This is a genomic window from Paraflavitalea speifideaquila, assembly GCF_032395985.1.
In the GTDB taxonomy this organism is placed as follows: domain Bacteria; phylum Bacteroidota; class Bacteroidia; order Chitinophagales; family Chitinophagaceae; genus Paraflavitalea; species Paraflavitalea speifideaquila.
This window is the reverse complement of the sequence record NZ_CP135920.1, coordinates 7,624,251-7,641,771: the sequence shown is the minus strand read 5'-3', so window position 1 is coordinate 7,641,771 and position 17,521 is coordinate 7,624,251. Positions and strand designations below refer to the sequence as shown.

23 protein-coding genes are annotated in these 17,521 nt (G+C 46.7%); 8 read left to right on the top strand and 15 right to left on the bottom strand.

Features of this window, described 5'->3' with window-relative positions:
* Positions 1-204 precede the first annotated feature (204 nt).
* The 3 genes from RS881_RS52335 to RS881_RS52325 are packed head-to-tail and all read right to left on the bottom strand — an operon-like array spanning position 205 to position 1,855.
* Positions 205-756, bottom strand: a complete 552-nt coding sequence (locus tag RS881_RS52335; protein WP_315818076.1) for an adenine deaminase C-terminal domain-containing protein — start codon at positions 754-756, stop codon at positions 205-207.
* 2 nt (positions 757-758) lie between these two features.
* Positions 759-1,436 (bottom strand): amidohydrolase family protein, encoded by a 678-nt coding sequence (locus RS881_RS52330; RefSeq protein WP_315818075.1) that lies wholly within the window; start codon positions 1,434-1,436, stop codon positions 759-761.
* 5 nt (positions 1,437-1,441) lie between these two features.
* A complete protein-coding gene (locus RS881_RS52325) occupies positions 1,442-1,855 on the bottom strand; it encodes an amidohydrolase family protein (protein WP_315818074.1) in 414 nt (137 codons plus the stop codon).
* Positions 1,856-2,208: 353 nt separating this feature from the next.
* On the opposite strand from RS881_RS52325, the gene RS881_RS52320 reads away from it, so the two are divergent.
* The 5 genes from RS881_RS52320 to RS881_RS52300 all read left to right on the top strand — a co-directional run bounded on the left by RS881_RS52320 (position 2,209) and on the right by RS881_RS52300 (position 5,467).
* Positions 2,209-2,589, top strand: coding sequence for a hypothetical protein (locus RS881_RS52320; protein ID WP_315818073.1), 381 nt, complete (start codon positions 2,209-2,211; stop codon positions 2,587-2,589).
* Between the two features lie 144 nt (positions 2,590-2,733).
* Positions 2,734-2,928, top strand: a complete 195-nt coding sequence (locus tag RS881_RS52315; protein ID WP_315818072.1) for a hypothetical protein — start codon at positions 2,734-2,736, stop codon at positions 2,926-2,928.
* A gap of 78 nt (positions 2,929-3,006) precedes the next feature.
* A complete protein-coding gene (locus tag RS881_RS52310; RefSeq protein ID WP_315818071.1) occupies positions 3,007-3,669 on the top strand; it encodes a hypothetical protein in 663 nt (220 codons plus the stop codon).
* Positions 3,651-4,901, top strand: a complete 1,251-nt coding sequence (locus RS881_RS52305) for a TIM-barrel domain-containing protein (RefSeq protein ID WP_315818070.1) — start codon at positions 3,651-3,653, stop codon at positions 4,899-4,901. Before RS881_RS52310 ends, RS881_RS52305 begins: the two co-directional genes overlap by 19 nt.
* Positions 4,886-5,467: a glycoside hydrolase family 31 family protein gene (locus RS881_RS52300; protein WP_315818069.1), complete on the top strand. Its 582-nt coding sequence runs from the start codon at positions 4,886-4,888 to the stop codon at positions 5,465-5,467. Before RS881_RS52305 ends, RS881_RS52300 begins: the two co-directional genes overlap by 16 nt.
* Before the next feature lie 770 nt (positions 5,468-6,237).
* Here the strand turns inward: RS881_RS52300 and trmD are convergent.
* Positions 6,238-6,927, bottom strand: coding sequence for a tRNA (guanosine(37)-N1)-methyltransferase TrmD (gene trmD, locus RS881_RS52295; RefSeq protein ID WP_315818068.1), 690 nt, complete (start codon positions 6,925-6,927; stop codon positions 6,238-6,240).
* 123 nt (positions 6,928-7,050) lie between these two features.
* Between trmD and RS881_RS52290 the strand changes: the two genes are divergently transcribed.
* Positions 7,051-8,511: a DUF5723 family protein gene (locus RS881_RS52290; RefSeq protein WP_315824900.1), complete on the top strand. Its 1,461-nt coding sequence runs from the start codon at positions 7,051-7,053 to the stop codon at positions 8,509-8,511.
* A gap of 165 nt (positions 8,512-8,676) precedes the next feature.
* Here RS881_RS52290 and hslR read toward each other — a convergent pair whose 3' ends face one another.
* The 11 genes from hslR to RS881_RS52235 form a co-directional block, all read right to left on the bottom strand.
* Positions 8,677-9,057: an Hsp15 family ribosome-associated heat shock protein gene (gene hslR, locus RS881_RS52285; protein WP_315824899.1), complete on the bottom strand. Its 381-nt coding sequence runs from the start codon at positions 9,055-9,057 to the stop codon at positions 8,677-8,679.
* Positions 9,058-9,398: 341 nt separating this feature from the next.
* The gene (locus RS881_RS52280) at positions 9,399-9,527 is read right to left on the bottom strand and encodes a hypothetical protein (protein WP_315818067.1); all 129 of its coding nucleotides are present in this window, start codon (positions 9,525-9,527) and stop codon (positions 9,399-9,401) included.
* A complete protein-coding gene (locus RS881_RS52275) occupies positions 9,508-10,770 on the bottom strand; it encodes a dipeptidase (protein ID WP_315818066.1) in 1,263 nt (420 codons plus the stop codon). Before RS881_RS52275 ends, RS881_RS52280 begins: the two co-directional genes overlap by 20 nt.
* Positions 10,771-10,989: 219 nt before the next feature.
* Complete coding sequence (locus RS881_RS52270; protein WP_315818065.1) at positions 10,990-11,892, bottom strand: cation diffusion facilitator family transporter; 903 nt, start codon at positions 11,890-11,892, stop codon at positions 10,990-10,992.
* Between the two features lie 135 nt (positions 11,893-12,027).
* Positions 12,028-12,273 (bottom strand): T9SS type A sorting domain-containing protein, encoded by a 246-nt coding sequence (locus RS881_RS52265; RefSeq protein WP_315818064.1) that lies wholly within the window; start codon positions 12,271-12,273, stop codon positions 12,028-12,030.
* 311 nt (positions 12,274-12,584) lie between these two features.
* Positions 12,585-13,109 carry a hypothetical protein gene (locus tag RS881_RS52260; protein ID WP_315818063.1) on the bottom strand — a complete coding sequence of 175 codons (525 nt, stop codon included), beginning with the start codon at positions 13,107-13,109 and terminating at the stop codon, positions 12,585-12,587.
* A complete protein-coding gene (locus RS881_RS52255) occupies positions 13,100-13,558 on the bottom strand; it encodes a hypothetical protein (RefSeq protein ID WP_315818062.1) in 459 nt (152 codons plus the stop codon). The genes RS881_RS52260 and RS881_RS52255 overlap by 10 nt, the downstream gene beginning before the upstream one ends.
* Before the next feature lie 217 nt (positions 13,559-13,775).
* A complete protein-coding gene (locus tag RS881_RS52250; RefSeq protein WP_315818061.1) occupies positions 13,776-14,420 on the bottom strand; it encodes a hypothetical protein in 645 nt (214 codons plus the stop codon).
* A gap of 75 nt (positions 14,421-14,495) precedes the next feature.
* On the bottom strand, positions 14,496-14,624 hold the full coding sequence (locus RS881_RS52245; protein ID WP_315818060.1) for a response regulator transcription factor: 129 nt from the start codon (positions 14,622-14,624) through the stop codon (positions 14,496-14,498).
* Positions 14,621-15,130, bottom strand: a complete 510-nt coding sequence (locus tag RS881_RS52240) for a response regulator (protein ID WP_315818059.1) — start codon at positions 15,128-15,130, stop codon at positions 14,621-14,623. Before RS881_RS52240 ends, RS881_RS52245 begins: the two co-directional genes overlap by 4 nt.
* A 69-nt stretch (positions 15,131-15,199) precedes the next feature.
* Positions 15,200-15,466 carry an RNA polymerase sigma factor gene (locus RS881_RS52235; RefSeq protein ID WP_315818058.1) on the bottom strand — a complete coding sequence of 89 codons (267 nt, stop codon included), beginning with the start codon at positions 15,464-15,466 and terminating at the stop codon, positions 15,200-15,202.
* A gap of 574 nt (positions 15,467-16,040) precedes the next feature.
* Between RS881_RS52235 and RS881_RS52230 the strand changes: the two genes are divergently transcribed.
* Both RS881_RS52230 and RS881_RS52225 read left to right on the top strand, forming a co-directional pair.
* Positions 16,041-16,598, top strand: coding sequence for an RNA polymerase sigma factor (locus RS881_RS52230; protein WP_315818057.1), 558 nt, complete (start codon positions 16,041-16,043; stop codon positions 16,596-16,598).
* A complete protein-coding gene (locus tag RS881_RS52225; protein WP_315818056.1) occupies positions 16,588-17,514 on the top strand; it encodes a hypothetical protein in 927 nt (308 codons plus the stop codon). The genes RS881_RS52230 and RS881_RS52225 overlap by 11 nt, the downstream gene beginning before the upstream one ends.
* Positions 17,515-17,521: the final 7 nt, after the last annotated feature.

Below are 17,521 nucleotides of genomic sequence, written 5' to 3'. Positions count from 1 at the left end.
TACTAAAGATATAAAAGAATGGTTATAATAATTGTCAATAAAAGGGAATTTAATGCTCTAAGTGATTTTATGTATGATCGTCCTATTGGGTAAGCTTGAGGTAATATTGAAAATACCCAGTTGCGTGATGCCGGGTGGTGTATTAAAAAAGGATCTGCTGGTATAAAATGGAGTTCCTGGCATAAAAAAAAGGACCCTGGGGTCCTATATGAGCTTAAATTGATCGCCGTCAAATAATCCGAGGTCACTGAGTTTGAGGTGGGGGATTACGAGCAAGGCCATGAAGGAGAGTGTCATAAAGGGGGCTGCTAATGGAGAGCCTATTGATTTGGCCATGGTATGGATGGTGGTATAAGCCTGCGCCACTTTGTAGCCATCTTCATCGCTCATTAACCCGGCTACGGGTAAAGGAATGATGAGGTCCTGCTGTGCGGAGGTTCCGCCGCAACAGCTAATGCCTCCCTGGTGGGCAATGACGAGGTTGATGGCGCGGAACAAGCTGTCATCATCCACTCCTACAGCTACAATGTTGTGGGAGTCATGGGCTACGGATGAAGCCAAGGCGCCGGTTTTCAATCCAAAGTTCTTAATAAAGGCAAGGGAAGGTTTGGCCGGCTGATAGCGGTTTACAACTGCTATCTTTAAAATATCCTTTCGGGTATTACTTACGAGCTGGCGGGTATCTTCATCCAACAACCAGCCTGCGGAAAGATCAACGCGGTTGGTGATGAGTTGTCCATCCAATGCTTCGATCACGGCTACGATCTGCTGGCCGGTATAAGGTATAGCAAGATCTTCGGGTTTGACGAGGGCGCAATTAAAGTTATTGATATGGGGTAGGAGTGGCCTGGCAGGGGGCTGATGGAGGGGGCAGTGGCTGGTTGGGCAGCCGGGGCCAGCTGATGAACGGCTTTGCCGTTGATATAGGTAGCTATGGTCTTAAAATGTTGCAGGTCTTCTACCACGATAAAATCGGCGCTATCGCCTTCTCTCAATAAACCCACATCCAGGCGGTAGTGTAATACAGGGTTTACGCAGGCGGCCTGGAGGACTTTAAACAGGTCGATACGCTTATTGATGGCCCTGGCGCAAAGCTGGTTAATATGGCCATCCACGAGGCTGTCGGGATGTTTATCGTCGCTGCAAAACATGATCTGATCGGGATAGTCGTGCAGTAGTTCGATCAAGGCCTCGAAATTTTTGGCTGCGCTTCCTTCCCGTATAAGGATCTTCATGCCGTATTGGAGTTTATCGAATGCTTCTGCTGCTGTAAAACATTCATGGTCTGTTGAAATACCGGCATCAATGTATTGGCTGGCCTGCTGGCCCCTCAGGCCTGGTGCATGGCCATCGACGGGTTTCCCGTATCTTTTGGCGGCGGCAATTTTGGCCATCACTACGGGGTCTTTAGAAAGAACGCCGGGAAAATTCATCATTTCGCTCAGGTATTTGACCTCGTCTTTTGCAGCAAGGTCTCTACATCCTGTACATCGAGTGTGGCGCCGGCAGTTTCAAATTGGGTGGCTGGTACGCAGCTGGGTGCGCCGAAGTAAAATTTAAAGGGGCTTGTTTTGCCATTGGCGATCATAAATTCTACGCCCTGCATGCCACAAACGTTGGCAATTTCATGTGGGTCGCTTACTGTGGCTACTGTTCCGTGTACTACTGCCAGGCGTGCGAATTCGGCGGGCAGGAGCATGGAGCTCTCAATATGTACGTGGCTATCGATAAAGCCTGGTAATATATATTGTTGAGGGACTATGGTATTTGGAGGCAGGGGTAGAATAGATTGGATGGTACCATGTGCTACCTTAATTTCTGCGGGGTATAGTTGTTTTTGCCATACATCGGCCAAAAACCTGTAATGGTAAAGCTGGTCATGAAAAGGTTCGTTTATAGGTAAATATAGCACCATTTGGACTCGAAAAATAGGGAGGCGGGCAGGCGCGGCCGCCTGGCCTACCGTGTTCACGGTATGCCGGCTTTGGATCAAATAATACAATATTTATGAGGGCTTGTAATATTATGCTCCATTTTACGTCTAACATTGCAGTCTTATGGCAAAGCCGGAGGCTTTGAAATAGGGTCACCAGCCAGAGGCTGGCGACTGAAGAAAATTCGTACGGCGGCTTCCAACAGCTGGTGCTGATGGACGAAGTTGCCTTATAAAAGTACAAACCCCATTCTGTCAAATTAAAAATAAACATCATGAAATTTCTGCGTGTATCAGTTGCGGCGCTTGCTGCCTTAACGGTAAGTTTTGCCGTAAATGGGCAAACCGTGGATGAAATAGTAAACAAACACATTGAAGCGCTGGGTGGAAAGGACAAGGTTAACGGGATGAAATCTCTATATACGGAGACTGAAATGGACATAATGGGAACGGCGGCGCCCAGTGTTACCACGGTATTATTTGGGGTAGGCTCTCTGAGTGAGGTTAATTTTAATGGTCAGAAGATCGTTAATTGTATTACGGATAAAGGCGGCTGGACGATCAACCCGCTGGTGGGAAAGATGACAGCGGAAGACCTGACGGCGGAAGAGCTGAAGGCGGGTAAATCGCAACTGAGTGCGGGGGAATTTATTTGATTATGCCGCGCGTGGGACGAAAGTGGAATTGGCGGGGCAGGAAACGGTGAATGGTGTTAAAGCCTGGAAGTTGGTGGTAACAACGAAAGAGGGGGCAACTTTGTCCATTTTATAGATCCTGCAACTTATTATATTATAAGAACTGTGGCCAAAGTAAATGCAGGGGGACAGGAAGTGGAGCAGGGGGTTAACTTTTCGGATTATAAGAAAACGGATTTTGGGTATGTAATGCCTTATACTTATGCGATTGAATTTGGTACAGGAGTGACGTTGAATGTAACGGTGAAAAAGATAGAGATCAACAAAGAGGTGGATACGAAAATATTCAATAAGCCTTAACTGGTTTTATTTACTTTAACAAAAGGGTGTTGTCAATTTTTTTGACGGCACCCTTTTGTTTTTATATATTGATCCCAAATGTATACCATGTTAAGATGGACGGTAACGCTCTTGTGCTTTTTCCTGCTTACGATAACGCGGGCTCAAACGGTAACTGTTAATACTGTTGGTAAAGACGCTTTTAACGGGAAAGCGGATGTGATCGTATACAAAGCAAAGGAGGGGGAATGGACATTTCAATCGTATGCTGTGCCTGTAATAAAGGCCAATTTCAGGCCAACGGGGTATACGCGCGGTGAACAAATATCGGATGCGGTAATTGCTAAAGGGCAGGCACTGATGACGAAAATAACGGCTGCTATTTCTCAAACGGTGGAACTGGAAAATAATACGAGCATTGTTATTCAAAAGGATAAGCTCTATTTTAAATCGGGAAAGGAGGTGAAGGTTAAATCGGCTTCGTTTTTACGCAAGGTGATCATAATGGGTTCCGTTTTCAGCTTACTGAGCAGGAGAAATTCTTCGGTGGGGGAACGTGCGCTCCCGATGGACCGGCGGGGATACCGCCTGAACCTGTATAATGTGGCGGCTTATGGGTATGGGCTAGGGGCGGATAATCTTAATTTTTCGGTACCGGTGCTTATTTCGTCGAATGGCTATGCTTTGTTTTTTGACAATGCCTCAAGGGTTATTTTGATATTGGGCTTACGGATAAGAATAGTTTGGAAGCTGGTTTTATAAGTGGTGAACTGACCTACTATGTGGTGTTTGGCAAGAATATGGACGAAATTCTGAGAAACTATACGGCGATCACTGGCCGGCAGCCACTGCCTCCCCGTTGGGCATTGGGCAATTTTGTATCGCGTTTTGGTTATCGCAGTGAAGAACAGGTACAACAGATGGTAAAGAAGATGCGGAATGACAGGTTTCCGATGGATGGGCTGATCTTTGACCTGTTTTGGTTTGGCGATGATATCAAAGGAACGCTGGGGAACCTGGATTGGGTGAATACTACGAAATGGCCGAACCCCAAATTAATGATGGAAAATTTGAAGGTAAAAGATAATCTTAAAACTGTTTTGATCACTGAACCTTTTATCCTGCAATCTTCTAAAACGTTTGGGGAAGCAACTCCCTTCCTGGCTACTGATGGGGCGGGTAAGGCATATAATTTCACGGATCTGTATTTTGGGCAGGGTGGATTACTGGATGTATTTCGCAAGTCTGCGCAGGACTGGATCTGGAAGTACTACAAAAAGCAGGTAAGCAATGGGGTGACAGGTTGGTGGAGTGATTTGGGTGAACCTGAAAAGCATCCCGCAGAAGTAATGCATAACCTGAAAGACTATGGTGTGAACCGGCTGATGGGGGCTGATGAAGTACACAATGTGTATGGTCATTACTGGAGTAAGATGCTGTTTGAAAAATACCGGGATGATTACCCGTCTACGCGTTTGTTTCATCTGAACAGGGCTGGTTTTGCGGGCAGTCAGCGTTACGGTGTGTTTCCCTGGACGGGTGATGTGGCCCGTAGCTGGAGTGGCCTTAAATCGCAATTCCCGGTACTGCTGGGTATGAGTGCCAGTGGCCTGCCTTATGTACATTCGGATGCCGGGGGCTTTGCGATGGCGGATCAGGCAGATGGGGAACTCTATACACGTTGGTTGCAATTTGCGGCCTTTACGCCGATCTTCCGCCCGCATGGTAGGGCGCTGGAAGATTACGACAAAACGATCAAGAGTATTCCTTCGGAACCTGCTTTGTGGGAGGAGCCTGCCAAGTCGATTGTACGTAACTATATCAACCTCCGTTACGAACTGCTGCCGTATAATTATACGCTGGGTTATGAGCAGGCGGTACTGGGCAAACCACTGATGCGCCCCTTGTATTATTACAATTTTGGTGATGGGGAGGCTTTTAAAGCGGATGAGGAATATTACTGGGGGATGGTATACTGGTGGCGCCGATCATGAGCCAGGGGGCTACTGTGAAAAATGTATACCTGCCGGAAGGGAAATGGTATAACTTTTATGATAATAAGGAGCTGAATGGAAAGCAATGGGTAAACCAGGCGGTTGATATTAACCGTATACCTTTGTATGTGAAAGGAGGGGCTTTTATACCCTTATGGCAGGCGGATTCGATCAAATCGGTGGAGACGTATAATTCAAAAGACATCAGCTTATTGTATTATGCTACTGAAGGTACTTCTTCCTACGTGTTTTATGATGATGATGGTACGAGTACGCGGACGCTGGAGAAAGCGGATTATGAGCTGATCACTTTTACGGCAACAACGCAGGGGACGACGATCTCGATAGATATTAAAACGAATAATGAGGCGCTCTACAAACGGAAGCAGGTGCGCAAATTCACGCTCCTGGTACCAGGAGGTTCGCCCTTTAGCACGATCACGGTAAATGGCAAACCGGGTGTAGCTGCCAAGGCTATTAAGCCGATCAGCCTTGCCGGTGGTCAATTTGCATCGGCTGTGGTAGAATTCAATGGCAAGCCTACGAAGGTTGAGCTGGTTAGATAGGAAGGGCTTCCTGTGTTTTTTGGGGTAATAAAGAAATAAAATGGCGCATAGTAATATTGAAATGCGGAAGTAAATCCGCAAAACTTATCAGCCGGATGGTAACATCCGGCTTTTTGCTGTCTAAGGCAGGTTGGTACATCATTTGTTTAAGCTCCTACGGTTTTTCATAGGATATTGGATTATAAATAGCCTGGATCTCTATCCGGGCTTTTCCTTTTAATCCATTCCCGTTTACCTAAACCGAGTGTAGCGTCACCTACGGCGCCGCATTGAAAACGCAACACGTTGCTACAAAGCTACAAAGCTGGTGCCCCTTTAGGGGCACAAATGCCCTTCAAAGGTTGACCCTAAAGAGGCTACAAATAGCCGGTCAAAGGTTGCCCCAAAAGTAAGCGGCATGGCATTTCATTGCTGATTATATACCATTTTTAATAAGCCATTGAAAAGGTTATCAATAATGCGGGGGTAGCATTGTTATATTTCATGAAGTATAACTGTGTGGGAAAGTGCTGGCTATAACTGTTGCCGTATATACCGCGAAGCAGGGGGTAGTTTTGCTATGTGGATAAGAAGGTTTTGGCATGAAGCATGCAATCAGGGAGGTGACCAAATCCACACCCATGAAAAAAACAATCCTGATCAACCTGCTCATGCAATTGGTTTTTTATGCGCTGGTATACCTGATAGCAGCATGGTAAGGGAAATAGTGAGCAGGTGAATGGCTGGGAGCGGGGGCGGATCTCTGACGGCAGGGTTCCGACCTTAATCTTTCAACAGACCGGGCTTTCTTTCTGTGGTACGTTGTACAGCCTGTTCATAACGCCATTCGTCAATTTTTTCAGGTCGCCACTCAACAAGATATCGGGCACTTTCCAGCCCCTGAAATCGGCAGGGCGGGTATAAACAGGCGGCGCCAGTAGGTTGTCCTGGTAAGAGTCGAAGAGGGCTGAGGTTTCGTTGTTCAATACGCCGGGCAATAACCTGCCCACAGCATCAACTACTACTGCGGCTGCCAGCTCGCCGCCGCTTAATACATAGCTGCCAATGGAAATTTCTTTTGTTACAAAGTGATCGCGTATACGCTGATCGATCCCTTTATAATGCCCGCAAATGATCAATAGGTTTTCTTTCAGGGACAATTGGTTGGCAATGGCCTGACTAAAATCTTCGCCATCGGGTGTCATATAGATGACCTCGTCATAGGTTCTTTCTTTCGACAATGTTTCTATGGCATTGGCCAGTGGTTCGGGCATCATGACCATGCCTGCCCCTCCTCCATATTGATAATCGTCTACCTGCCCATATTCATTAACGGCCCATTGGCGCAGGTGATGGACGTGTACTTCCAATAAGCCTTTATCGCGGGCGCGTTTCATAATAGAATGGGCGAGAGGGCTTTCCAACAATTCGGGAATAACGGTGATGATATCAATTCGCATGGCACAAAGATAAAAGTTCATCAAATATTAAAGGTGGTTTTACGTTTTAAGGGTAGAATATCAGTTTTGTTCGCGACCCTTTAAACCCTAAACCCCTCTTAACCGCATGTTTAAGCAATTAAACGGTCTCTTTTATTGCGTAAAATGATCGTACCCTCTCTTTTATGGTGCCCGTTATTGGGCTTTTCACAAGATTTTACGGGCTATCGTTCCGGCAATTATTCTGGTGTCAATGGTGTGTTCTTCAACCCGGCCAATATAGCGGACAGCCGGTACCGCTGGGATGTAAACCTGGTATCTGTCGGTGTACTGGGTGGTAATAACCAGGCTTCTTTTAAGTTAAAAAATCTTAGTGAATCATTGAATGCGGATAGTCTGGAAAATCAGCTATACGGCAGGAATGCAGGCGCCACCAATGGTCTTATGAGTGTAGGGCTGATAGGTCCTTCGGTACTATTCAATGTGACTAAAAAGACAGGGATTGCCATCACCACGCGCAGCCGTGTAATGGCGAATGTGCAGGAAATTGATGGTACTTTATTGCAGCAGGTGGTAGATGGCTATAACAGTGAGGCGGGGCTGCCTTACACGATCAGTTCTGCGAAAAATATGTTTGTGAATATGAATGCCTGGACTGAATTTGGCGCGAGTGTGGGGCAGGTGCTTATTGATAAGGAAAAGCACTTTCTGAAAGGTGGTATTACGCTGAAATACCTGGCAGGAGTGGGCAATGCTTACCTGCAATTGAAGAACCTGACTACGACGATCAATGAAGATAAGGTAGTAGACAAAGCGTATCTTTCCAATACAACGGGCCGTATAGCTATGGGATTTGGCGGCGCCAGTTTTGACAATTTTGAAGGCAGTGACCTGACCTCCTTTGACAGTAAAGGTTTTGGCGTTGATATCGGCTTTGTATATGAGTTCAGGCCGGAACATGCTAAATACAGGAGGAGTGATAACTACGAATGGAGAAGGGATCAAAACAAATATAAATTGCGTGTAGGCATGGCCTTACTGGATGTAGGCTCGTTGAAATACAAACGGGATATGAGCCGCAGCGGGGCTTATGATCTCGGGGTAACGGGGGCTGAACGATTTTATTTATCGGAGCTGTCGAAGGTTGACCTGGATGATTATAAGAAATTCTTCGATAGCCGTCCGCAGTTCTTTACGCCTGTAGCCGGCAGTACGGAAACTGATTATAAAGTAGGATTGCCTACTACGCTGCAGGTGGATGTGGATTACCACGTTATTCGTGGATTCTATGTTAATGGGGCTGGTCAATTTTCGCTGGTGAATACGGGCAGCAAACCTTACAATAGTCAATACGGCAATACATTTACGCTTACACCACGTTATGAGACGGCCAGGTTTGGCGCTTATTTGCCCATTAACTATAATGAACTGACGAAGTTAAATGCAGGCTTGTCGATCCGGTTTGGACCGGTATTTATCGGATCGGGTAGTGTGCTGACTGCTTTACTGGGTGAATCGAAACAGGCGGACGTTCATATCGGTTTCCGTGTTGGGGTATTGCACAAGAACAAAGCCGGGAAGACGAAAGAGAAAGGGGAGAAAAAGGAAGCACTCACAAACCAATAGTTTTCTGATCAAAGGTATAGGTAAGACAAAGCCCCGGATACTCCGGCGGGCTTTTTTATTGTTTTATAGAAGAGTCCGAAAGTCGGTAAAGTCCGGAAGTCGGTAAGTAATAAAGTAATGGGGATCGTTGTTGCATTCCCGGCTTCAAATTTCCGATCTCTGACCTCAGTCCTCTGTAGTTCCCTTTTCTCCCATGAAGTCGCCCAATTCTCTGCGCTGCTTTTTTGTTGGCCGTCCTATCTTACTCTGGCGCTTACCGGTGTGGAAGCTGGCGGCCTGGAACTCAACGCGGTCGAGTTCTTCGGGTGGAGTAATATCGGTGTAATATTTAATGGCCTCGGTATAAGCGACGCGGTTGTGTAATAAGGCGGTGACCTTTACGCGCCAGCGTCGTGCCTCGGTTTTTACGTGGTATTCATCGCCAATGGATACGGTTTTGGAGGGTTTGACCTGCATGTCGTTCAATTTCACTTTTCCAGCGTCGCAGGCTGCCGCTGCCAAGGCCCTTGTTTTGAACAGGCGGATGGCCCAGAGGTATTTGTCGATCCGTAATTTTTCTTTTCACTTGCCATGGGGTAAAATTAAAAATCCCGGAAGTATTCACCTCCGGGAGTTATAAAAAATAAGTGGATGTTGGACTACTAAAGGCGGTTTGGTCAGGCTTTTTTGAGTGTAGCCGGAGGCCAGGGAATAGCCGTCACCAGCCAGAGGCTGGCGACTGAAGGCATAATACAAGGCTTCGGCAGGTTCTGTTGGACCAGGGTGAGCGGCCCCCTGGAGGGCGACCCAGCTTTTGGCTGGAACCTGACATTGAAGCCAGTTTATTGGTGCTTGTGGTGGCTGGCTCTGTTGCCTCGTTGTCCTGCTACCTCGCGCCTGGTTGCCTATTATGCCTTGTTAGTTTCTGCAAAATACTTATGGAAATAAGGGATGGTTTCGATGCCCTTATAGAAATTCGCCAGGTCAAACTTTTCATTGGGCGAGTGGAGGTTGTCGCTATCGAGTCCAAAGCCCATGAATACGATCTTGACACCCAGTTCCTGCTCGAGGATAGAACAAATGGGAATACTGCCTCCCCGCGTACAGGGATTGGTTTTTCCCAAAGGTGGTTTCTATGGCCTTAGCGGCAGCCTGGTAAGCCAATGAATCAATGGGTGTCATATAGGGCTCGCCTCCATGCAATTCTTCTGCCTGGACGGTAACGGCAGGAGGTGCGATCTTGCGGAAGTAATCGAGGAGTATCTCAGTTATTTTGTGGGATGACTGATTGGGTACGAGCCGGGCAGATATTTTGGCAAATGCTTTGGAAGGCAATACGGTTTTGGCTCCTTCGCCGGTGTATCCGCCCCAGATACCATTTAATTCAAGGGTAGGACGAATACCGGTACGCTCATTGGTGGTGAACCCTTTTTCGCCCCATAGTTGCTGTATGCCCAGGTCTTTCTTATATTCTCCATCATTGAAAGGGGCCTGTGCCATCAGGTTGCGCTCTTCCTGGCCGGCTTCGACTACCTCATTATAAAAACCGGGGATGGTGATATGGTTGTTCTCATCATGGCAGGAAGCGATCATCCTGGCCAAAATAGTGATGGGATTGGCTACCGCGCCACCGTAGACACCGCTGTGCAAATCGCGGTTGGCGGCTGTAACTTCTACCTGTATATAAGCGAGCCCCCGCACGCCAATATCCATGGAAGGATTGTCCATGCTGATCATAGCGGTATCGCTAATGAGGATGACATCGCATTTGAGGAGGTCTTTATGGGCCGCTACAAACTTGCCCAGGTTGGGTGATCCTACTTCTTCTTCACCCTCGATCAGGAATTTAATATTGGTGGGTTGTGAATTAGTGGCGGTCATTAATTCCAATGCTTTCACATGCATATAAAACTGGCCTTTGTCGTCGGCTGATCCACGGGCATATACGCGGCCATCTTTAATGACTGGTTCAAAAGGACCACTTGTCCATAAGTTGAGTGGATCGGGTGGTTGTACATCATAATGGCCATAAACCAATACGGTAGGTTTGGAAGGATCTATGATCTTTTCGGCAAATACTACGGGGTGGCCGTCGGTTTCATAAACGGCTGTTGTAGTGGCACCGGCTTTCAATAAACTTTCTTTTACGGCTTCGGCACATTTTTTCATATCCTCCTTATTGGCACTATTTGAACTAATAGAAGGTATACGCAACAGGTCGAGCAGTTCATTGAGAAAACGGTCCTTATTCTTTTCCTGATACTCTTTCCAGGCTTGCATTTTGACAGTTTTAAAAAGTTCTACAATATGTCATTGGGAAGCGAATATAGGCTGTTTTCCCGAACCGGCTTTTGGGGGTCGTGGAAGAGCCGGAAAGTTGGGAAGAAAAACCTTTCATAGTTCTTCAGTGGGGGAATTTGAACGGGGTTGGCGGGTTTGGGCAGGCTTGTGATATTGGTGGGGACAGGCTTAAGGTGACAATGAATCAGGTATTGGGAGTTAACTGATGTTTCTTATCCAGGGGAGGTTATCCAAGGTCCAGGGCAATTGTTTTTCAAATGGCTTTTTCCGTACGGTGCAATCCTTTTTGGTGCAGATGCTGCAGGAAAAATCGAGGCATGGATCTGAATGCACAAACAATTCGAGGGTATGGCCAAACTCGCGCCTGATGAGGCTGGATAATTGATCAATTTCGCGGTGGGCTTCATGCACATTAAAATACCAGGGTACGGTGAGGTGGCAATCGACATGGAGTTGTCCGCCATATTTGATCACGCGCAGGTTGTGGAGGTCGATCCAGTTCTCCCGGCGATGGTTGTTCAATACTTCTACCATTTTCATCAATAATTCCTTATCGGCTTCATCCATAATACCAGCTATGGACTGGCGCAGGATGCGGTAACCGGTAAAGATCAAAATAAAGCCAAACAACATGGCTACGGCTCCATCGAGCCAGGAAATACCGGTAAAATAAATGAGGGCCAATCCTACAATAATACCCAGTGTAGACCAGGTGTCGGACTGTAAGTGTTTGCCGCTGGCAATCAAAGCGAGGGAATTGTTTTTGTGTCCCCTTTTAATGCTATAATAGCCCATGGAAAAATTGATGATGGCGGTAAGGGCTACGAGTATGATACCATAGTCGAGCTTTTGAAGGGGACGGGGATGAAGGAGATTGTCTACAGCTTCGTAAATGATGATGAGGCCAGCTACGCCAATTAAGGTGCCTTCTACAGCAGCGGAAAGGAACTCTGCTTTGCCATGGCCATAAGGATGGTTTTCATCGCGTGGCTTGGCAGCTACATACAAGCTATAGAGGCCGATAAAACCCGCTGTTACGTTAACGGTACTTTCGAGTGCATCGGTGAGGATGGCTACTGAGTGTGTTAGAAAATAGGCCACTATTTTAACGAGGAACAGGCATACTCCTATTGCTACGACCCATTTTTGTATGCGAAGATTTTCCTTTGCTGTTTCAAGCCGGCCAATTTGAGGTAAAAGTAGAATTAAATCCTTTGCAGGACTACCTCACCACCATTACTTTTCCTTAAAATGAGCGCCCATGCCGAAGGCATCTGGAATGGAAAGTATATAGGTACCGGCTGGAAGGTTATGGATGTTTACTTGTTGGGTACCGGTAATGCTTAACTTTTGAACAATCTTGCCGCTAAGGTCTGTTATACAGGCTTCTTTCCGGCCATTTACGCCCTCCATGCGTATGCTGAACTGACCTTCGGCAGGATTGGGCCATATCAATACGTTAATGGTGCTTTCGCCTTTCACACCTTTTATCAGGGAGTAATAAGCCCGGTCGTCGAGGTCAACCTGTCTTAACCGGTAATAGCTAATGCCACTATATGGATTGGCATCTGTAAATGAATAATCAATGACTGCTGTACTATTGCCATTAAATGCGCTGGACGCTACAAATGCTTTGGAGGTAAAACCGGACTCCTGCTCCAGTCTGCGTTCTATGTGGAACCCTTTATTGTTTTGTTCTGTTTGTGTTTGCCAGCTTATGTGTACCTGGTTGTTGGTTAGGCGTCTTACGTTAAAGTTGCCCAGTTTTACGGGCAGGGCTGTTGCTAAAAGGCCTATACCAAATTCGCTGAATCCCCCAGGTTATTGCGCAAGGCATAGCCATCTGCCGCCAGACGGCCTGGCCCACCATTGGCATTTACATTGCTGCCGGCAGGTACTGACCAGTCGGCGCCATTGGTAGAACCTTCCGGGCGGCGCAGGATGGTGAACTGGTTATTGGCCAGGCCGCCGAAAGCATTGAGGTATAATTTCAGGTTGTACTTTCCTGAGGCAGGAGGGGTATTGGGGGCCAGGTGCCAGATGCCTCCATTGTGTATGCTGATATAAGTTGACCCTTGTTCTGTTGCCATGAGGCCAGCATCTGTGCCGGCCTTGGGGGCAAAGAAGGCATCTATATAGGTTATATTGTTGAGTGGATTGGCGGTGAGGTTATCCATCTCCGCGAGGCTGGGCTGTGTGGCATTGCCTATGGGGAAAAGATAATTGTTGATGGTGGCCGGACTTATATACCGGCGTAAGGCGCCATCAAACCAACCATTGATAAATCCGGTATTGGCAGGATCTGGCTCTATGGCCAATTGAGGGTAGCAGCTGCTATGGCGATAAATGACGCTGTATGAATAATGCCTTTGATGAGGTACCATTTATTGGCGATGATATTGCTGGCGAGTGTAAGGCTGCCGGCATCTACATCAATACGCTCGAAGGTATTGGCACATTTGATCAATTGGTTGGTGGTACTGTTGAAAATAAACTGTCCACTGCCATAATGATAAGCTGTTATGGTATTATCCGTGAAGTCGGCTGCCAGGCCACTGCTGTTGCCGATGCTGATGATACCATTGTTTGCCAGGTTACTGCCATTGGCCAGGGTTAATTCGCCTTCTATTGTAATATTGGCTCCGTTCTGGATATGAACCGATGCCCCCGATTGTACAGTTACCTGGCCAAAGCCGTTTACTAAAACGATCCCAAGCATGGCTGTAATAAGCGTCAGCTTTTTCATATTAAGGTTGATTGTGATCATTAAATGATTACTGCTTATGTAAAGATGCTATGTGGTTTACTTACGGCGTGAGCAGCGTCACCTACGGCGCCGCAATGAATATACAACCTATTTTTATTACAAAGCGGTTGTACCTACCGGCGCAAATAAACATCGAAGGTTGGAAGCTTAGTCAATGCAGATTACTACTACGACATTGATTCACTATTCGCACTCACAACTGACCACTCACGCCCCCTCACTGTTTGTACACTACAAAGTGAAAGTTGTTATCTATCGAGGCACCGGCAACATTGTAAATATATACCTGCAGCTTGCCCCCGCCGCTGCCTGTAGTGGCAATGACCGGAATGCTGCTGCCGATGGCGGTAACAACCGTAGTATATAGTTGGAATTGGTAGCTTTCGCCGGTGATGTTGACCTCGTACAAACCGGTTGTCAGCTTAGTTACAGTGAAGTTACCACTACCGCTATTGGCAAAACCTGTACTACTTACGTTGCCATAGCAGATGGGCAATAGGTTGGCGGCTCCAGTTTTGGAAGAGCGTGTCAATTCATCCTGTACATCAACACTGCCAGTGCTGTTGACAGTGAGCTTGGGAACTCCCTGAATGGTCAAGTGCACCTTGCCGGTGGCATTGCCAACACCCGTTCCAAAATCCACGTCTTCCGCATTGCCGGCAAAAGAACCAATATAACCCCGGTAAACATTGGTCTCGTAGATAGCCAGGTACATATTGGCAGCGCCATTAAAACGCGCTACAAAAGATTCGGGACTTAATACATCCAGTTTATAAAGTGGATTAGGAATACCTATGCCAACGTTTTGAGCGGTTGCAGTGAGGGCCCATACAAGAAGCAGGAGGGTGAGTAGCTTTTTCATATACAGTTACAGTTTGTAACCAAAACTACTCCCTATAAAACTGGAAAATACTACATCATCATGTAGTAAAGTTCATTAAACCAATCCGTCTTTAATAGCTTTGGAAACTGCTTCTGTAGCAGAATGCACATGTAGTTTGTCGTAGATCTTCTTGATGTAAAATCGTACCGTATCATGGCTGATCTTGAGCTGGGCAGCGATCATCTTATAACTGAATCCCTGTACAAGGAGTTGAAGTATGCTGATCTCTTTTTCTGATAGGTCTGTTTTCTCCTGGTCGCTATTATTGGCCGGGGGATCATTAGCAGCACTTTGCGGGCTACTGTGCCTGTCATGGGTGCGCCTCCAGTAAGTACATTCCGGATAGCGGAAGGAACTTCTATGGAAGCATAGCGTTTCAATATATAGCCACTAGCTCCCGCACAGATGGCGCGGAAGATATTTTCATTGTCGTCAAAGACTGTCAACATAATGATGGGCAACTGAGCATCAATTTTGCGGATACGCCGTACAGCTTCCACCCCGTTGACGCCTGGCATGTCTATATCCATTAATACCACTTCGGGCTCCAGTTCCCGTACATCCGTTTCCACGGTCTCGGCATTGGGGATGCCCGCAATGAATTCCATATCAGGCTCTTCGCCCAACAGGGTTTCCATACTTTGCCTTAATGCATCATTGTCGTCGTATAATAAAATTTTTACCGCCATTAGCGTATTAAAAGTAGGACAACAAAATAACAATCCGCACTACATTATCATGTAGTCAATTTTAATCATTTATGGATGTTTTGGCAGTTCTTGCGTATGGCTGAATAGAGGAAATGATGGATGGGGAGTAACCTGTGTAAAGGTCCCTTTTTCCCATAACTCAATAAATAAATTATCTACCACCTGGTGGCAAAGTGCAGGATCGCCGGTTAAGGTGTAGGCCAGTAAAAGCAGGTCTTCCGAATAGGTTTTGTAGAGTACGGAAAACGCTTTGATATTTTTACTTTTCAATCCTTCCAGTAGTACTAGTTCATCTTCAAAATCACTGTTGTCCATGCCACTTGATTGGGTACTTTTTAATTGTTTTAATAGGGGATAAGGTGGGATAAAAAAATGGGGTACGGATAATCCTGGTCCCTGTGAACCTTTCTTTTAGGGCCAGTAACTGTGAAAAGGGCAAGATAAACGGTTACAGGAGTGAAAGTGCCGGGGACGGGAAAAACCACTCCCCGCCGGGCCGGCATAATTTCACTCTTGTGAACTAGAAATCAACTGAAAAACCACCACCTGTAATATTGTTAGCATCCGGTAGCCAGGCATTGCCATACCTGCATTGCCCAGCTACCAACAGCATCCGACCGCTGGTAAACACAAACTGCCTTTACAGGAAAAAAAATGGGAGGTAAGCACGGCGTGCAAGGGTTTGACCAACAACCTATAAGCCTGTTTACTATTTCTTATTCTATTGTATAGACCGGCAATTGGCGCCGTGCGTTTCGCGAAAACGAAAAAATAATAAACTTTTTTTTTCGCAACGGATAGTGGTCTCTGTCTGGTGGGCTGTCTATAGGTGGTAACCCGTGTTAAGAGTGGCCGGGCGGCTAAGTTTGTAAACGGAAAAATCAGATATTTGCCCGATGGAACCTCTACGCAACGCCCCTCCTCTTTTGAGGTCTTAACTCAAAAGGCCGCTACTGGTGATAATAGGGCCTTTCAGCAACTTTATGACCATATAGCGGGCAGGATGTATAGTTTATGTCTGCGGTATGCCGGCAATTCCAATGATGCGAATGATTGCTTCCAGGAAGGTTTCGTTAAACTATACAGGCATCTTTCCGGATTCAGGGGTGATGGTTCTTTTGAAGGATGGGCCCGGAGGATATTTGTGAGCACGTGTATCGACTTTATCAAGAAAAAGAAGGTAGTCCTCACGGTTATTAGTGATGAGGTGGATATTGCCGCCGATGGCCTGAACGGCTACGACAAACTCTCCAATGACGATCTGATGAAGATGATCAGTACGATGCCCGATGGTTATCGTACGGTTATCAACCTATACCTGGTAGAAGGGTATAATCATAAGGAAATAGGTGAGATGCTTGATATTTCGGAAGAAGGCAGCAGGTCGCAATTGTTCAGGGCAAGGGTGTACCTGCAAAAATTATTTAAAGAAACCCATGGCGAATAAAGCTGACATATTATTCCGCTTAAGGGATTATGAGGTACAACCTCCGCCGGAGGCATTTGATAATTTGCTGACCAGGCTGGAGGCCGGAGCTGTACAAGGGATTGACCAGGAGTGGCAGGGGGCCTGGCAGGGCTTGCAGGCGCTGGAGATGCAACCGCCTGCTTTCTTATCGGCCAGGATTGCAGGGGCCATTACTGAGCAGCCCTTATTGGTCAATTTGCAGCAAATGGTGGTAGCGCCACCCGCCGCTGCTTTTAAACAGATACTTGAGCGCCTGGCCGGGGAAGAAGATGGGGTGGTACGGCCGGCTGTAAGAAAACTGTTTACCCCTTTTAGGGCCATTGCAGCTGTATTGTTATTGGTGATTGGGGGTGTAGGTATGTACTATTTGACGCGCCGGGCCCCTACTGTGAGCACAGGGCCCGAATTGGTACAACAAACAAAACCGTTGCAGCCTGTGCCGGCTGCGGACACGCCTCGGCAGGAACAAGCTGCCCCCGCCATCCATGAAGCGGCCCGGTACCAGGAGTATGATAATGTGAAAACGGAGAACTATTTCAAAAACGCCCGGTTTACGGCGGAGGGGGACGGCATGGCACTGGTAGATAATGATTTCCTGGTGACGTTTGCCAGTTATCAATATGAAACCTTACCTGCTTTCCTGGCAGAAGAAGAAGACAGTGAAATGAAGATCAGGCTAGACCAATACAGTTATTTCACGATTTCGGAAAACATGATGAATAGCCTTAAAAAGATGTATCAGCGAAGATCGAGGGGCACGCCTACCCGCAGAGCCAGGAAAGAGAAAGAGAAACTGGAAGAATGGAAGCAGGCAGATGAAACCTGGTTTGATCTTAAACAGGATAAAAACCCATTGGATGCTATTGATCTGGCTGAGTTCATTTTTAAACGATAAACCTTTT

Excerpts from the sequence above, each read along its gene's own strand:
- RS881_RS52330 (WP_315818075.1), bottom strand. The coding sequence starts at position 1,436 with ATGATGAATTTTCCCGGCGTTCTTTCTAAAGACCCCGTAGTGATGGCC.
- RS881_RS52255 (WP_315818062.1), bottom strand. The coding sequence starts at position 13,558 with ATGATCACAATCAACCTTAATATGAAAAAGCTGACGCTTATTACAGCC.
- RS881_RS52245 (WP_315818060.1), bottom strand. The coding sequence starts at position 14,624 with ATGATCGCTGCCCAGCTCAAGATCAGCCATGATACGGTACGATTTTAC.
- RS881_RS52280 (WP_315818067.1), bottom strand. The coding sequence starts at position 9,527 with ATGGGCTTTGGACTCGATAGCGACAACCTCCACTCGCCCAATGAAAAG.
- RS881_RS52310 (WP_315818071.1), top strand. The coding sequence starts at position 3,007 with ATGTATACCATGTTAAGATGGACGGTAACGCTCTTGTGCTTTTTCCTG.
- RS881_RS52235 (WP_315818058.1), bottom strand. The coding sequence starts at position 15,466 with ATGGACAACAGTGATTTTGAAGATGAACTAGTACTACTGGAAGGATTG.
- RS881_RS52320 (WP_315818073.1), top strand. The coding sequence starts at position 2,209 with ATGAAATTTCTGCGTGTATCAGTTGCGGCGCTTGCTGCCTTAACGGTA.
- RS881_RS52275 (WP_315818066.1), bottom strand. The coding sequence starts at position 10,770 with ATGCAAGCCTGGAAAGAGTATCAGGAAAAGAATAAGGACCGTTTTCTC.
- RS881_RS52240 (WP_315818059.1), bottom strand. The coding sequence starts at position 15,130 with ATGGCGGTAAAAATTTTATTATACGACGACAATGATGCATTAAGGCAA.
- RS881_RS52250 (WP_315818061.1), bottom strand. The coding sequence starts at position 14,420 with ATGAAAAAGCTACTCACCCTCCTGCTTCTTGTATGGGCCCTCACTGCA.
- RS881_RS52290 (WP_315824900.1), top strand. The coding sequence starts at position 7,051 with ATGATCGTACCCTCTCTTTTATGGTGCCCGTTATTGGGCTTTTCACAA.
- trmD (WP_315818068.1), bottom strand. The coding sequence starts at position 6,927 with ATGAACTTTTATCTTTGTGCCATGCGAATTGATATCATCACCGTTATT.
- RS881_RS52225 (WP_315818056.1), top strand. The coding sequence starts at position 16,588 with ATGGCGAATAAAGCTGACATATTATTCCGCTTAAGGGATTATGAGGTA.